At 66.8% G+C, this 15,037-nt stretch carries 18 protein-coding genes; 8 read left to right on the top strand and 10 right to left on the bottom strand.

Annotated elements, in window-relative coordinates; genetic code table 11:
• From INE98_RS14575 to fabD, 8 genes are all read right to left on the bottom strand, one after another.
• On the bottom strand, positions 1-176 hold a 176-nt coding region (locus INE98_RS14575; RefSeq protein ID WP_367120193.1), incomplete at its 3' end, for an aldo/keto reductase.
• A complete protein-coding gene (gmk, locus tag INE98_RS11570) occupies positions 173-859 on the bottom strand; it encodes a guanylate kinase (RefSeq protein WP_293539083.1) in 687 nt (228 codons plus the stop codon). The genes gmk and INE98_RS14575, both read right to left, overlap by 4 nt.
• Positions 860-862: 3 nt before the next feature.
• Positions 863-1,732: a YicC/YloC family endoribonuclease gene (locus INE98_RS11565; protein WP_293539082.1), complete on the bottom strand. Its 870-nt coding sequence runs from the start codon at positions 1,730-1,732 to the stop codon at positions 863-865.
• Positions 1,733-1,752: 20 nt separating this feature from the next.
• Complete coding sequence (gene mltG, locus INE98_RS11560) at positions 1,753-2,751, bottom strand: endolytic transglycosylase MltG (RefSeq protein ID WP_293539081.1); 999 nt, start codon at positions 2,749-2,751, stop codon at positions 1,753-1,755.
• On the bottom strand, positions 2,748-4,031 hold the full coding sequence (gene fabF, locus INE98_RS11555) for a beta-ketoacyl-ACP synthase II (RefSeq protein ID WP_293539080.1): 1,284 nt from the start codon (positions 4,029-4,031) through the stop codon (positions 2,748-2,750). The genes mltG and fabF overlap by 4 nt, the downstream gene beginning before the upstream one ends.
• Positions 4,032-4,107: 76 nt before the next feature.
• Positions 4,108-4,347 carry an acyl carrier protein gene (locus tag INE98_RS11550; RefSeq protein WP_110449928.1) on the bottom strand — a complete coding sequence of 80 codons (240 nt, stop codon included), beginning with the start codon at positions 4,345-4,347 and terminating at the stop codon, positions 4,108-4,110.
• Between the two features lie 138 nt (positions 4,348-4,485).
• Positions 4,486-5,223, bottom strand: a complete 738-nt coding sequence (fabG, locus tag INE98_RS11545; RefSeq protein WP_293539079.1) for a 3-oxoacyl-[acyl-carrier-protein] reductase — start codon at positions 5,221-5,223, stop codon at positions 4,486-4,488.
• Between the two features lie 11 nt (positions 5,224-5,234).
• Positions 5,235-6,179, bottom strand: coding sequence for an ACP S-malonyltransferase (fabD, locus tag INE98_RS11540; RefSeq protein WP_293539078.1), 945 nt, complete (start codon positions 6,177-6,179; stop codon positions 5,235-5,237).
• Between the two features lie 138 nt (positions 6,180-6,317).
• On the opposite strand from fabD, the gene INE98_RS11535 reads away from it, so the two are divergent.
• Together INE98_RS11535 and INE98_RS11530 are read left to right on the top strand one after the other, a co-directional pair.
• On the top strand, positions 6,318-7,400 hold the full coding sequence (locus INE98_RS11535) for a zinc-binding dehydrogenase (RefSeq protein WP_293539077.1): 1,083 nt from the start codon (positions 6,318-6,320) through the stop codon (positions 7,398-7,400).
• Positions 7,401-7,574: 174 nt separating this feature from the next.
• On the top strand, positions 7,575-8,144 hold the full coding sequence (locus INE98_RS11530; RefSeq protein ID WP_293539076.1) for a carboxymuconolactone decarboxylase family protein: 570 nt from the start codon (positions 7,575-7,577) through the stop codon (positions 8,142-8,144).
• A 6-nt stretch (positions 8,145-8,150) separates the two neighbouring features.
• On the opposite strand, the gene INE98_RS11525 is transcribed toward INE98_RS11530, so the two are convergent.
• Complete coding sequence (locus tag INE98_RS11525) at positions 8,151-8,933, bottom strand: thioesterase family protein (protein ID WP_293539075.1); 783 nt, start codon at positions 8,931-8,933, stop codon at positions 8,151-8,153.
• A 37-nt stretch (positions 8,934-8,970) separates the two neighbouring features.
• A complete protein-coding gene (locus INE98_RS11520) occupies positions 8,971-9,918 on the bottom strand; it encodes a phosphoribosylaminoimidazolesuccinocarboxamide synthase (RefSeq protein ID WP_293539084.1) in 948 nt (315 codons plus the stop codon).
• A 117-nt stretch (positions 9,919-10,035) separates the two neighbouring features.
• Here INE98_RS11520 and INE98_RS11515 point away from each other — a divergent pair, with 117 nt between their 5' ends.
• The 6 genes from INE98_RS11515 to INE98_RS11490 all read left to right on the top strand — a co-directional run.
• Positions 10,036-10,593 (top strand): peroxiredoxin, encoded by a 558-nt coding sequence (locus INE98_RS11515; protein WP_293539074.1) that lies wholly within the window; start codon positions 10,036-10,038, stop codon positions 10,591-10,593.
• Between the two features lie 199 nt (positions 10,594-10,792).
• Complete coding sequence (gene rpsF / locus INE98_RS11510) at positions 10,793-11,158, top strand: 30S ribosomal protein S6 (RefSeq protein ID WP_293539073.1); 366 nt, start codon at positions 10,793-10,795, stop codon at positions 11,156-11,158.
• Between the two features lie 17 nt (positions 11,159-11,175).
• A complete protein-coding gene (gene rpsR / locus INE98_RS11505; protein ID WP_293539072.1) occupies positions 11,176-11,433 on the top strand; it encodes a 30S ribosomal protein S18 in 258 nt (85 codons plus the stop codon).
• Positions 11,434-11,445: 12 nt separating this feature from the next.
• Positions 11,446-12,027, top strand: coding sequence for a 50S ribosomal protein L9 (gene rplI, locus INE98_RS11500; protein ID WP_293539071.1), 582 nt, complete (start codon positions 11,446-11,448; stop codon positions 12,025-12,027).
• Positions 12,028-12,207: 180 nt separating this feature from the next.
• A complete protein-coding gene (locus INE98_RS11495; protein WP_293539070.1) occupies positions 12,208-14,628 on the top strand; it encodes a TonB-dependent receptor in 2,421 nt (806 codons plus the stop codon).
• Positions 14,629-14,751: 123 nt separating this feature from the next.
• Positions 14,752-15,037 (top strand): DnaB-like helicase N-terminal domain-containing protein (locus tag INE98_RS11490; RefSeq protein WP_293539069.1); only part of this gene is annotated, 286 nt, incomplete at its 3' end.

Genomic DNA, 15,037 nt, shown 5'->3' with positions numbered 1-15,037 from the left:
TGCCCCAGGCCGTAGACCGCGGCGGTGTCGAAGAAGGTGCAACCCGCGTCGAGGGCGCCGAGCAGCACCTCTTCGGCCTGCGCCCGCGGCGGCGGAGGACCGTAGGCGTGGGATAGGCTCATGCATCCCAGGCCAATCTCCGAAACATCGAAGGGGCCAAGCCTGCGGGTCTTCATGGGGTGCTCCGGGCTGGGGATGGCGTTGTCGTCTCCGACGCAAGCCGGCGAACAAAGTCCGGCAGCCAGGGATTGCGGGCCGGCTTCATGCGCTCGGCCCGATAGACGTGCCCGAGGTCCGCATAGGCGCGGTCGAAGTCCTTGTTGACGATGATGTAGTCATACTCGACCCAGTGTTCGATCTCCTCCCGCCCCCCCTCAAGGCGCCCGCGGATGACGGAGTCGGAGTCCTGAGCCCTGGCGTTGAGCCGTCGCGCCAGGTCCGCCCAGGAAGGCGGCAAGACATAAATGCTGACGCTGTCCTGCGGCATCGCCGTACGGATCTGGGCTGCGCCCTGCCAGTCGATGTCAAACAGGACGTCCTGGCCCGCCGCCAGCGCCGCCTCGACCGGATCCCGGGGCGTCCCATAGCGATTACCGTGGACGTGAGCCCACTCCAGAAGTTGGCCGCCCCCGATCATGTCATCGAAGTGTTCCGGGCTGACGAAAAAATACTCCCGCCCCTCTTCCTCGCCAGGGCGGGGCGCCCGGGTCGTGGCGGATATGGACAGAATGAGGTCCCCGTGGTCCGCCACCAGTCGCCGCGAGAGAGAGGTCTTGCCCGCGCCTGAAGGACTGGAGATCAGGAGCAGTAGGCCCCTGCGCTGGACTTCCCAGGGCCGCGCCACATCCGTCTGTGTCATCGTTCACTCCACATTCTGGACCTGCTCCCGGAACTGGTCGACCACCGCCTTCAGATCCAGCCCCGTCCTCGTCAGGCTCGCCACGGCCGCCTTTGAGCAGAGCGTATTGGCCTCTCGCATGAATTCCTGGGTCAGGAAGTCGAGCCGGCGCCCTGCCGGACCACCCTCCTTCAGGAGCTGGCGCGCGCTGGCGAGATGGCCGTTCAGCCGGTCCAGTTCCTCGCGGACATCGGCCTTCACCGCCAGGGCCGCAGCCTCCAGGAAGGCCCTGTCCGCCACCTCGGACGCCTCTCCCGCCAGCTCGGTCAGCCGCCGCAGAAAGCGGCTGCGGATCGTCTCGACCTGCTCGGTCGCGCGCTGAGCCGCCTGGTCGACCAGGGCCTCGATCTCGTCCAGAAGCCCGAGGAGAACCTCCCCCATCCGCCGGCCCTCGTCCAGGCGCGCGACCTTCAGCTGATCGAGGGCCTCAAACGCCGTCTCGGCCATAAGGGCGCTGACCTCCGCCAGCGCCTCAGGGTCCGGCTCGGCGGGTTCGGCCTCGACCACCCCCCGGATCGAAAGGAGTCCGTCGAGCGTGGGGCGAAGCACCCGGCCCTCGGCGACCAGCGGCTCTGCGGCGTCGAGGAGCTGTCTGGCCATGGCGAGGTTGATCCGTACCGGGACCTCAGCTTCCAGGCGCCGTGCGGTCACCGAGACGGAGACCTGTCCGCGCTGGAACCGGACCTGGGCCCCCTCCCGCGTTGTGCGGTCGAGAGACTCGAAACCCGCCGGGCCGCGGAAACGCACTTCCAGGCTGCGGCCGTTCACTGACCTGGCCTCCACGAACCAGGACCATCCTCCCGCAGCGCCCTCCGCCCGGCCAAAACCGGTCATGCCGCTCAGCTCCGCCATCTTCAGCCGGCCCCGCTTCTTGCACGCTCCAGGGCCCTCCAACGCGCCACATTGGCGTTGTGGCCCTGAAGGGTTTCTGCGAAAGCATGCCCTCCGGTTCCGTCTGCGACGAAGTAGAGCTCCCGGCTCTGGATCGGGTCCAGAACCGCCTCAAGGGAGGCCCTGCCGGGATTGGCGATCGGGGTCGGCGGCAGACCAGCATGGGCATAGGTGTTCCAGGGGCTGCGGTTGGCCAACTCGGAGGCCCGTATTCCCCGCCCGAGGGGCTCTCCGCGGCTGACCGCGTAGATCACCGTCGGATCACTCTGAAGCCGCATCCCGAGCCGGAGCCGGTTGACAAAGACCGCCGCCACCCGGCGACGCTCATCCTTCTGGCCAGTCTCCTTCTCCACGATGGACGCGAGAATAACGGCTTCGCGCGGTGAGGACAGCGGCAGGCCCGGCTGGCGGTTGGCCCAAAGCTCTTCGAGGAGGGCTTCCTGATCGGCCCGCATCCGATCCAGGAGGGACTGACGGGTATCGCCTCTATTGGCGCGATAGGTCTCTGGCAGGAGCACGCCCTCTTCGGGGGTCTCGATATCGCCGGTCAGCCAGTCCACCGCCCGGAGCTCCCTCACGATCATGGCCGAGGTCAGGCCCTCCGGCAGGGTGACGCTCCGGATGATGGTTCGACCCGCCTCGAGGTCGGAGAGAATCGAGAGGACCGTTGCCCGGGAGCGGATGGCGTACTCCCCCGCCTTGAGTGCACGCGAAGCGCCGGTCACGCGCGCCAGGACCTGGAACACCAGGCTCGAGCGGATCACGCCCGCTGAACGCAGCGACTCCGCCGCCCCGGCCACCCCGGCTCCCCGAGGAATCTGCACCAAGGTCTCCGAACCGACGCGGGCCCTGGGCCCGGGCCCCAGCGCCACGACCAGGGCGAGGACCAGCAAGGCCCCCAGAACACCGGCGCCGATCAGAAGACGTCGCCTGCGCAAAACCAAGCGGGTCCTGCGCCTCACGGGACTTTCTTGAGCACAAGCGAGGCGTTGGTCCCGCCGAATCCGAAGCTGTTGGACACCGCCACGTCGATCTTCATGGGCTTTGCCTTGTGCGGCACAAGGTCGACGACGGTCTCCACCGAGGGGTTATCGAGGTTCAGGGTCGGAGGCGCGACCTGATCGCGGATGGCGAGACAGGCAAAGGCGGCCTCGATGGCGCCGGCGGCGCCCAGCAGGTGGCCCGTGGCCGACTTGGTCGAGCTCATGGTCGCCCGCGCAGCGGCCTCTCCAAGCAACCGGGTCACGGCGCCGAGCTCGATCTCGTCGCCCAGGGGCGTCGAAGTGCCATGGGCGTTGATGTAGTCGATCTGCGCCGGCTCGATGCCGGCGTCGCGGACGGCGGCGCGCATGGCCCGGAAGCCGCCGTCGCCATCCTCGGCGGGGGCGGTGATGTGATAGGCGTCGCCCGCCATGCCGTAGCCCGCCACCTCAGCGTAGATTTTCGCGCCGCGGGCGCGAGCGTGCTCGAGCTCCTCGAGAATGAGGATGCCGGCGCCCTCCCCCATGACAAAGCCGTCGCGGTCCTTGTCGTAGGGACGACTGGCCTTTTCAGGGGCGTCGTTGAAGTTGGTGGACATGGCCCGGCAGGCGATGAAGCCCGCGATGCCGATGGGACAGATCGACGCCTCGGCTCCCCCGGCCACCATGACGTCCGCGTCGCCGTAGCGGATCATCCGGGCCGCATCGCCGATCGCGTGAGCGCCTGTCGCGCAGGCCGTGACGACCGAATGATTCGGCCCCTTGTAGCCATGGCGGATCGACACCTGTCCTGAAGCAAGATTGATCAGGGCCGAGGGGATGAAGAAGGGGCTGACCCTGCGGGGGCCCTTCTCGTGCATCTCTATCGCGGTGTCAGCGATGGTCGCCAGCCCGCCAATGCCCGACCCGATGATGACGCCTGTGCGTTCGAAATCGCCGGTTGTCTCAGGCTTCCAGCCGGAATCGGCGACGGCCTCATCTGCGGCGGCGATAGCGTACAGGATGAAGTCATCGATCCGACGGCGGTCCTTGGCCGGCAGAGTGGTCTCAGGATCGAAGGCCCCTTCGACGTCCGGACCACCACCGCCGCGGCCATCCACCCGAGGCACCTCGCAGGCGACCTGGCAGGAATAGCCCTCTGGATCAAAGGTCGTAATCCGCCCGGCGCCCGACTTTCCGGCCAGTATGGCCTTCCAGGTGATCTCCCGGCCCTGCCCCAAGGGCGTGAGAAGGCCGATTCCGGTAACCACGACACGACGCATGGAGCCCTCCGCAAACGCAAACCGCCGCGCCTCTGTGAAGGGACGCGGCGGTCAGATCCTCGACGTCCTGGAGGCGTCAGCCGCCCAGGCGTTCTCCGATGAACTTCACCGCATCACCCACGGTCTGGATGTGCTCGGCGGCGTCGTCCGGTATCTCGATGTCGAATTCTTCTTCGAAGGCCATGACCAGTTCGACGTTGTCGAGGCTGTCGGCGCCCAGGTCATCGATGAAGCTGGCCTTCTCGGTCACCTTCTCGGGATCGGCGTCGAGGTGCTCGATGACGATCTTGCGGACGCGTTCAAGGATATCGGACATACGTTAGGGTCCCTGTTGTTCAGTTGTTCCTTCCGCGACCGGAGACGTGATGTCAACCGATCCCGGACGCGGAGTTGAGACCCGGGGCCTCACCGTTCGGGAGGGTGGTAGCATGCTCCCCCTGATGAGGCCAGCGGGTCAGATCATGGCCATGCCGCCGTTCACGTGGAGCGTTTGGCCGGTCATGTAACCGGCTTCGTCGCTGGCGAGATAGACGCAGGCCGCGGCCACATCAGCGCCCGACCCCAGCCGTCCGGCGGGGATGGTCCCGAGGATCTGGGTCTTCTGGGCCTCGTTGAGGGCGTCGGTCATCGGGCTCTCGATGAAGCCCGGCGCCACACAGTTGACCGTGACGCCGCGGGTGGCGACCTCCTGGGCGAGGGACTTGGAGAAGCCGATCATGCCGGCCTTGGAGGCGGCGTAGTTGGCCTGGCCCGGGTTGCCCATGACGCCGACCACCGAGGTGATGCCGATGATCCGGCCGAACCTGCGCTTCATCATGCCGCGCAGGGCCGCCCGGGACAGCCGGAAATAGCTCTCCAGGTTGACCTTGATCACCTGCTCCCAGTCCTCGTCCTTCATCCGGAGGAGGAGCCCATCCCGGGTGATGCCGGCGTTGGCGACCAGGATGTCCACCTGGCCGGCGGCCGCTTCGGCCTGGGCGATGAGGCCGTCCACCGCAGCGGCGTCGGAGAGGTTCGCTGCGACGACGCTGGTCCGGGAGCCAAGTTCCGCGGCGAGCTCGGCGAGCACCGCCTCGCGCGTTCCGGACAGGACGACATGGGCCCCTGAGGCGTGAAGGGCGCGGGCGATCTCGGCGCCGATGCCGCCTGTGGCCCCGGTGACGAGGGCGATCTTGCCGGTCAGGTCGAACATGGGAAGTCTCCTCAGAGGCTGGAGGCGAAGGCTTCGAGGTCGGCGGGCGCGTTCAGCGCCACGGCCTCGGCGTCCGGGGCGATGCGCTTGGCCATGCCGGTCAGCACCTTGCCGGCCCCGGCCTCGCCAAAGCGGGTCACGCCGCCCTCCCCGGCCAGCCAGATCAGACTTTCGCGCCAGCGCACCCGTCCTGTCACCTGCTCGACGAGAAGTCTGCGAATGGCCTCGGGATCCAGGGTGGGCCGGGCAGTGACGTTGGCGACAACCGGGGCGCGCGGGGCCTGGATCGCGGCGCTGGCGAGGGCGGCCGCCATCTCGTCGGCGGCCGGTTGCATGAGCGGGCAGTGGAAAGGCGCCGAGACATTGAGCGGAATGGCGCGGGCTCCGAGTTCCTTGGCCTTCTCGATGGCCAGGTCCACGGCGGCCTTGGCGCCGGAGATCACGACGTTGCCGGCGTTGTTGTCATTGGCGACGACGCAGACCCCGGCGGCGGAGCCCGCCGCGGCGGCGGCCTCGGCGAGGGCCAGGTCCGTCTTGGGTCCGATCAGCGAAGCCATGGCCCCCTCTCCCACTGGCACGGCCCGCTGCATGGCCTGACCGCGCAGCTTCAGGAGGCGGGCCGTATCGGACAGGGACAGGGCGCCGGCGGCGCAGAGCGCTGAGTACTCGCCCAGCGAATGCCCTGCGACAAAGGCCGCGCGGTCGATCCCGACGCCGAATTCGCGCTCCAGGGTGCGGACAACGGCGAGGCTCACAGCCATGAGGGCGGGCTGAGCGTTCTCTGTCAGGGTCAGCTGGTCCTCAGGCCCGTCCCGCATGAGGGCCGAGAGTTTCTGGCCGAGGGCCTCGTCCACCTCTTCGAAGACCTCCCGGGCCGGAGCGAAAGCGGCGGCGAGGTCGGCGCCCATGCCGACAGCCTGGCTGCCCTGGCCGGGAAACAGAAAGGCGAGACTCATGACCGGCGCTCCTCCCAGATGCGTACGAAGCGCGAGGGTTAGGCGATCAGGCCGCCCCGGGCAAGCCGACGGACCTCTGGCCATCAGCCCGCCCGGGGGCCATGATGCCGGCGAGGGACAGAGCCCGAGGGAGGGACCATGCGCGCCGTCATTCGACGCAACAGGCAGCTGATCTGCGACGAGGTCGCGGACCTCACCCCGGGGCCCGGGCAAATCCTGGTCCGGACCCTCGCCTGCGGCATCTGCGGCTCCGACCTGCACGCCCTGCACCACATGGAGCACATGATCGAGACCGCGACCCGCGCCAGCGGCGGCTTTGGTTCAGGCTTCGACCCGACCGCCGACACCGTCTTTGGCCACGAGTTCTGCGCCGAGGTGCTGGACCACGGCCCAGGATCTCCCAAGTCCATACGCGCCGGCGCAAGGGTGGTCTCCGTTCCGATCACCCTGACTGACAACGGATTTGAGTCCCTGGGATATTCCAACCGCCTTCCAGGGGGCTTTGCAGAGCAGATGCTCCTGACCGAGGCCATGGTCCTGGAGGTGCCCAACGGTCTTCCCACCGACCAGGCCGCCCTGACCGAGCCCTTCGCCGTTGGGGAGCACGCCGTGGCCATGGCCCGGCTCGACCGCGACTCCGTCTGCATGGTGATCGGGTGCGGTCCCGTGGGCCTTGCGGTGATCGCCGCCCTCAAGGCGCGCGGACATGGCCCGGTGATCGCCACGGACTACTCCCCCCGCCGCCGGGCGGCCGCGGAGAGGCTGGGAGCCGACCTTGTGATCGATCCCTCGGAGGAAAGCCCGCATGCCCGCTGGGACAGCTATGGCGTTCCTGTGCAGCGTGCAGCGCAGTCCATGGCGCGGATGATGGGCAAGACCTTCGGCCGTCCAGTGGTCTTCGAGTGCGTGGGCGCACCGGGCATCCTTCAGACCCTGATCGAGGCCTCACCCGCGGGCGCCCAGATTGTCGTCGCCGGGGTCTGCATGGAGACGGACAAGATCGAGCCGGCCATCGCCATCACCAAGGAGATGGAGCTGACATTTGTCTTCGGCTACACGCCGGACGAGTTCGCTCACACCCTGCGCCAGATCTCCGAAGGGGTGATCGACGTGTCCAGCGTGGTGACCGGAAAGGTCGGGCTGGACGGGGTCGCCGAGGCCTTCGTGACCCTCGGCGATCCGGAATCTCACGTGAAAATCCTAGTGGAACCCACAAGGTAATCAAATTGATGACTGATCCATCCCAACCCGATCCTCAGGAGCAGGAGGCCGCCCGAATCCGCCGGAACCGGCTTTTTGGTCGCTTGCTTCTCATCGCGCTCGGCCTGTTGCTCGTGGCCCAGATGATCCCTTTCCTTATGCGGGCCTGAAGACTGAACCCAAGAGTCGATGCCGATGAGACTTTCCGCACCGAGGATTCCGCCTCTCGCCGACAGCGAGATGGACGCAGACCAAAGAGACCTCGTGGCCCCCATGGCGGCCCAGGGCCGGGTGCTGAACATCTTCCGTACTCTCGCCCGCACGCCCAAGGCTGCGCGGGGTTTCCTGGCCTGGGGAAACTACATCCTGTCGCGCAGGAATGACCTGCCGCCGCGGCAGCGGGAACTGGTGATCCTGAGGGTCGGCTTTCTGTGCCGGTCGGGCTACGAGTGGACCCAGCATGTCGAGATCGGAGTCCGGGACGGCCTGACGCCGCCCGAGATCGCCCGGATCAAGCTGGGCGCGGAGGCTCCCGAGTGGTCGGAGGACGACCGGCTTCTGCTGCGCGCAACGGATGAACTGCACCACGACAATTTCATCTCGGAGCCGACCTGGTCCGCCCTCACCGGGCGGTTCACCCAGAAGCAGTGCATGGATCTCGTCTACACCGTCGGTCAGTACACCCAGGTGTCGATGATCCTGAACACGTTTGGCGTGCCCCTCGACCCGGGCCAGGTCCTGGACCCGGACCTCAAGGCCTACTGAAGGCCATCAGCGCGGCGGTTTCTTCTGGGCCAGTGCGGCGCAACTGGCGAAGCCGATCGAGCCCGCCGCATCATAGAGCCAGCACTCGCCGACCGCGACGCCGTCAGTGGCCTGGTGGTTCACCGAACGGAAGCCGATCCACTCGCTGTCCGGGAGACGGTGCAGGTACACCGTCACATCCGTGTTGATGTAACCGAGGCCCTGATCTGACGAGGCGTGGGCGAAGGGGCTGGCGAAGTCCGCCGCCACGGCGACCCGCTGGAACGGCGTGAGGGCGACGCCGCCGACCAGTTCGCGCACCTCCTTCATCCAGATCTGACGCTCTCCTTCCGCTCCGAACCCGCCCTTGATCGGCTTGACGGCCCACATCCGCCCCATAGGGGCGCTTGAGGGATCAGGATCGGGGATCGAATCCGGATGCGGCGCATCCCAGGCCTGCGGGCTCCAGGTCTTGCCCGGGGCGTTCTCGGTCCGGCGCAGGAACTGGCAGGACGCCTTGGCGGAGCTCTTGCCGCCGGAGAACAGTTCGGCCTCAGCCATGCGGATCCGGCCGCCTTCACGGATCAGGGTGGTCTTGACCTCGATCGGGTCAAAGTTCGGGAGGCGGTACATGTCGACGGTCAACCGGGCCGGGATGAACTCCTCCGACCCGAAGGCGGTCTCCAGGGCGTGGCCCATGAGGCCGATCACGACGCGTCCGTGCAGGGACTGCGGATTCCAGGGCCCGCGACCGGCGGCCTGGGGCAGGAAGGCTTCCCCGTCGCGGAGGAAGAAGGGCTGTTCACTCATCAGGGGTTCCCGGACTGAAGGGCGTCATGCAGGAGGCTCAAGCGGCGAAGGGGGCCAGGTTGCGACGGATCCGGTCGGCGATGTCTTCGTCCGGCGGCGGGAAGCGGAAGGCTTCACCCGTAATCCGCTGGAAGGCGTCGACATAGACGTCGGAGGTCTGCTGGATCATCTCCGGCGGGATGTCCGGTATGGCGTCCACATAAGGATCGCAGCGCTCCGCCACCCAGTTGCGGACGAAGTCCTTGTCGAAGCTTTCCGGCCGCTCCCCGGCCTCGAAACGGGCCTCGTAGCTCTCCGCCATCCAGTACCGGCTGGAGTCCGGGGTGTGGATCTCATCCGCCAGGATTACCCAGCCCTCAGGGTCGAGCCCGAACTCGTATTTTGTATCGACCAGGATCAGCCCCCTCTCGGCCGCCAAAGCCTGGCCCCGGGAGAAGAGAGCCAAGGCATAGGCCGAGACCTGGTCCCACTGCGCGCCCGTAAGCAGGCCCTGCCCCAGGATCTGCGCCGGACTCAGGGGCTCGTCATGGCCGCCATCGAAGGCCTTCGAGGTCGGGGTCAGGATCGGCTCCGGAAGACGCTCGTTCGGTCTGAGCCCCTCCGGCAGGCGCACCCCGTACATCTCGCGATCGCCCTGGCGATAGAGGGTGAGGATGGACGTCCCCGTGGTTCCCGCGAGAAAGGCGCGAACGACGATCTCAACGGGAAGGATATCGAGGCGGCGACCGATCACGACGTTCGGATCAGGGTACTCGATCACGTGGTTGGGACAGATGTCGGAGGTCTTTTCGAACCAGAACCGCGCTGTCTGGGTCAGGACCTGCCCCTTGTAGGGAATGACCGCGAGGATCCGGTCGAACGCCGAGAGCCGGTCCGTGGCGACGATCACCCGCCGTCCGTCGGGGAGATCGTAATTCTCGCGGACCTTGCCCCGGTAGTGACCCGGGAGCTCCGGCAGTTCGATGCCGGGAAGAACCGGTCGCATCTTGGGGCTTGTCATTCTATATCCGTACAGCCTTGGCGGCGCCGCCGGCCGTCCGGCAAGACGTAGCCCAAGGCCCGCTCATTGGGCAGTCGTTTAGACCGCTACGGAGGATTTTCAATGTTTCGGTCCGCCCTGATCGCTGCAGCCCTCGTCACGGCCGCCAGCCCCGCCGCAGCCAAACTGGCGCCGGGGACCAAGGCGCCCGATTTCAGCGCGCCGGCCTATCTCGCTGGCGAAGCCTTCACCTACAAGCTCGCGGATCACCTCAAGAAGGGGCCCGTAGTGCTCTACTTCTTCCCTTCGGCCTACACGGCGGGGTGCAATCTCGAGGCGCGCCTCTTCTCCGAGGCCGTGGACGAGTTCAAGGCCAACGGGGCGACGGTGATCGGGGTGACCTCCGGCAAGATCGAAAAGCTGGCCCAGTTCTCGAAGGACACCGAAAACTGCGGCGGCAAGTTCCCGGTCGCCGCCGACCCGGGCGCCTCCATAGCCCGGCGGTACGATGCGTCCCTGACCATGAAGGGCATGACGGTGTCCGGCATGTCGGGCCGGGTGTCATATGTGATCGCCCCCGACGGCTCCGTGATCCATTCCTACGAAAACCTTGATCCCAACGACCACGTGAACCAGACCCTCGGCGCCGTGAAGGCGTGGAAGGCCGCAAAGCGAAGGTAGAGGCCTCCCATTCCCCCCCGGGGCCGGACTTTCTTGCGTCGACGGCGGCTTTCCTCTAAGGACCGCGGCTTCAACGGAAGGCGGTCGCGGGTTGGAGCGCCAAAGGGACGGGAAAGCCCCGTCCGCCAGCCCGGGATCCATCGTTTCCGCCGGTCACCCGCCGTCGGACGCGCCGCCTTCCACAAGGGAAAAAGGAAACATGGCGCTCTACGAGCACGTTGTCATTTCGCGGCAGGACATCTCGCCGCAGCAGGCTGAAGCCCTGAACGACCAGATCAAGGCGATCATCGAAGAACACGGCGGCGCCGTGGCCAAGATCGAGTACTGGGGCCTTCGCAACCTGACCTACCGGATCAAGAAGAACCGCAAGGGGCACTATTCGCTCCTCGCCCTCGACGCCCCGCCTGCGGCCGTCAAGGAGCTCGAGCGGCAACTGTCCATCAACGAGGACGTCCTTCGGTACATGACGATCCGCGTCGAGGAGCTCGATCTGGAGCTGTCGCCTATCCTGGCGCGCCGCGACCGTGACCGCGAGCGGGAACCCCGCCGCGAAGACGCTTATTGAGAGCGGAGGCTGAGACCATGACCGACGAAACCGCAGCCCCCGCCGCGGGCGCCCGCCGCCCCTTCTTCCGCCGCCGCAAGGTCTGCCCGTTCTCGGGCTCCGCGGCGCCGAAGATCGACTACAAGGACGTTAAGCTCCTGCAGCGCTACATCTCCGAGCGCGGCAAGATCGTGCCGTCACGCATCACCGCCGTCTCTGCGAAGAAGCAGCGTGAGCTGGCCCGCGCGATCAAGCGCGCCCGCTTCCTCGCCCTCCTTCCCTACGTCGTGAAGTAAGGAGCCCAGGACATGAAGGTTATTCTTCTGGAACGGGTCGAGGGTCGCGGCGCCCTGGGCGACGTGGTCACCGTCAAGGACGGCTTCGCCCGCAACTTCCTGTTGCCCCGCGGCAAGGCCCTGCGCGCCAACGCCTCCAACATGAAGGTGTTCGAAGCCCAGCGCGCCGAGCTCGAGGCCCGCAATCAGCGCGCCCGGGAACAGGCCGCCAAGTCCGGCGAGACCCTCGACGGGACCGCCTACATCCTCATCCGTCAGGCGGGCGAGAGCGGCCAGCTCTACGGTTCGGTCAGCGGACGCGACGTGGCGGACATCATCAACGCCGCCGGCGGCAAGGTTGAACGGTCGATGGTCGTCCTCGACAAGCCGATCAAGACCCTGGGCCTCCATGAGGTGAAGGTGAGGCTGCACGCCGAGGTGACGGTGAGCGTCACTCTCAACATCGCGCGCTCCGAGGATGAGGCTGACCGTCAGGCGCGTGGCGAGAACGTGATCGAATCGCAGTTCGCCGAAGAACGTGCAGCGGCCGAGGAAACGGCCCAGGATCTGCTGGAAGGCGGCGCCGGCCAGCAGGACGGAGACTACGGCGACTGATCGTCCGGCTGGCTGAGATTTCAGGGGCGCGGTCCCGCCGGGGTCCGCGCCCTTTTTCTTGAGACGCCATTCCCGGACGTTCACGTCGGGTATGTTGCAATTGCGTGACACACGTCTGCTGCGATGCACACTAACCTAGAGGGATCGCGGTTTGTCCCGATCGCCTCAATGGAAACAGCCATGCTTCGCCGCTCAGCCCTTCTCGCCGCCGTCTCAGCCGTCTCCCTCGTTACGGGCGCAGCCCATGCCGCGGAACCCGCCGGCGAGGTCGAGGAACTGGTTGTCACCGGCAGCCGGACCGAGGGAAGGACCCGTCTGGAGACCCTGGCCCCTGTCGATGTGATCTCCACCGAGGCCCTGACCCGGCAAGGCAACACCGAAATGGCGACCGCCCTGGCGGCTGTGGCGCCTTCCATGACCTTTCCCCGCCCTTCCATCACCGACGGCACGGACAGCGTCCGTCCGGCCACCCTGCGCGGCCTGGCGCCTGACCAGACCCTGGTGCTGATCAACGGCATGCGCCGGCACTCGTCGGCCCTGGTCAATGTGAATGGCTCGATCGGCCGCGGATCGGCCGCCGTCGACCTGAACACCATCCCCACCGTCGCAGTGGACCGCATCGAGGTCCTGCGGGACGGCGCCTCGGCGCAGTACGGCTCGGACGCCATCGCCGGCGTCGTCAACATGCGCCTGCGTGAGGCGGACGAGGGCGGCTCCGCCTCGGTCACCTACGGGGTGTATGATACCCGGGTTCGAACGGCCCGTGACCTCAAGGGGCGCAACAAGAACGACGGGCCCACCTTCACGGCGACGGTCTGGCAGGGCTTCAAGATCGGCTCCGACGGCTTCCTGACCGTCAGCGGCGAATATCTTTTCAGAAATCCGACCAGCCGGGGCGACCTCGACCCGCGCATTACGCCCAGCAAGGTGACTTCGCGGTTCGGCGACCCCCAGGTCGACCAGATCACTGTCTACGCCAACGCCGGCAAGCCCCTGAACGAGGAGTGGGACCTGTACGGCTTCGGGGGATATCAGAAGCGAAAGACGGACAGCGCCGCCTTCCCGCGCCTGGCCAACAACCCCAACAATGTACCGGCTATCTGGCCGATCGGCTTCCTGCCGCTGATCACGACGGACATCACCGACTACAGCGCCGCCGGCGGCCTGAGGGGCAGCGTCGCTGGCTTTGAGATCGATGCCGGCCTGGTCTATGGCTACAACCAGGTCCACTACGGGGTCCGGGACTCGGTCAACGCCTCCCTGGGCGTGGGCTCCCCGACAGACTTCGATGCGGGCAAGATGCAGTATGACCAGCTGGTGGCCCAGATCGGCGGTACGCGGCCCCTCGACTTCGGCTTCGCAAAGCCTGCGAACCTGGCTCTCGGGGTCGAATACCGTCGCGAGCACTACCAGATCACCCAGGGTGAACGGGCTTCGTGGGTCTTCGGCGGCGTCGCGGGCAGGGCGGCGGGGTCCCAAGGCTTCCCCGGCTTCCAGCCTGGTAACGAGGTGGACAAGGACCGGAACTCCCAGTCGGTCTACGCCGACCTCGACCTGCCTGTGACCGACGCCTTCGGCCTGGCCGCGGCGGTCCGCTACGAGAACTATTCGGACTTCGGCTCGAAGACCACAGGCAAGATTTCCGCCCGTTACGACTTCAATGATGCCCTCGCCATCCGCGGCACCCTCGCCACGGGCTTCCGCGCTCCGGCCCTGCAGCAGCAGTTTTTCACGGCGACGTCCACCAACTTCCTGGCGATCAATGGCGTCAGCACCCCGGTCGAGGTGGGCACATTCCCCTCCACCAGCGCGGTGGCGAAGTCATTGGGCGGCAAGGCCCTGCAACCGGAGGAATCGGTGAACTACTCTCTGGGCGTGGTGTTCCGCACCGGCGCCTTCGAGGCCACCATCGACGCCTATCGGATCGAGATCGACAACCGGATCGTCCTCTCCGAGAACATCCAGTGCAATCCGACGGGCACTCCCACCGCTCAGGCCATCTGCGGCCTGATCAACCCGCCCGGCGCCAGCGCCCAGCTTGGCGCAGCCCGCTTCTTCATCAATGGTGTGGATACTGAGACCAACGGCCTGGACATCGTCGCCCGCTACCGTTGGGACATGGGTGATTTTGGCGACTTGGACGTCACTGGAGCCGCCAACTTCAACGATACGGATGTGACCGCAGTGCCGAAAACCTCGGTGCTGGAGTCCCTCCCCGTGCCGCCACCCCTCTTCGACCGTGCCAACCGCCTGAACTTCGAGGAAGGCACCCCGGCTTCCAAGTACGTACTGAGTGTGGACTGGACCCGCGGCGATTTCGGCGTTTCAGGCAAACTGACCCGGTATGGCGATGTCCTTCAGCCCAGCAACACGCCCTCGCTCGACTACAAGGTCGGCGAACATGTTCTTCTCGACCTGGAAGGCCGCTGGAATAACGAGAGCGGCGTCGGCGTCGCCCTGGGCGTCAGCAACGCCCTGGACCAGTACCCGAACCGGACTCCGACCAATGTCAACACCACCGGACCGGTCGCCTTCCCGAACTTCTCACCCTTCGGCTTCAACGGGCGCTACGTTTACGCCCGCCTGAGCTACAACTGGTAGGCGAAGGGCCGGGTCCGGCAGCCCCGGACCTGGCTCCCCGCCTTTTCCACAGGCCGGCGATACCTGTGAATCGCCGCTGGGCGGTTCGTGACCGGCAGGGGGCTTCCGGGCTATTCTGCGGGGATGTCTCCCGCCACGGCCCTCGACCACATCGCCCCCGTCAACGACGTTGAACTGCCCCACCCTCCGGCCAATATCGAGGCCGAACAGGCTCTCCTGGGCGCCCTTCTTTACGACAACGCCGCCTTCGAGCGGCTTGGGGACAACCTGGAGCCCCGGCACTTCTATGAGCCCTTCCACCAGCGGCTCTTCGCCACCATCCAGACCCAGATTCGAAAGGGCCAGCTGGCGGAGCCGATCCTTCTTGCCGAGCAGTTCAGCCGCGATCCCGCCTTCGAGGCCCTCGGCG

This window comes from Phenylobacterium sp. (assembly GCF_020253645.1).
Taxonomy (GTDB): Bacteria; Pseudomonadota; Alphaproteobacteria; order Caulobacterales; family Caulobacteraceae; genus Phenylobacterium.
This window is presented reverse-complemented; position numbering and strand designations above follow the sequence as displayed.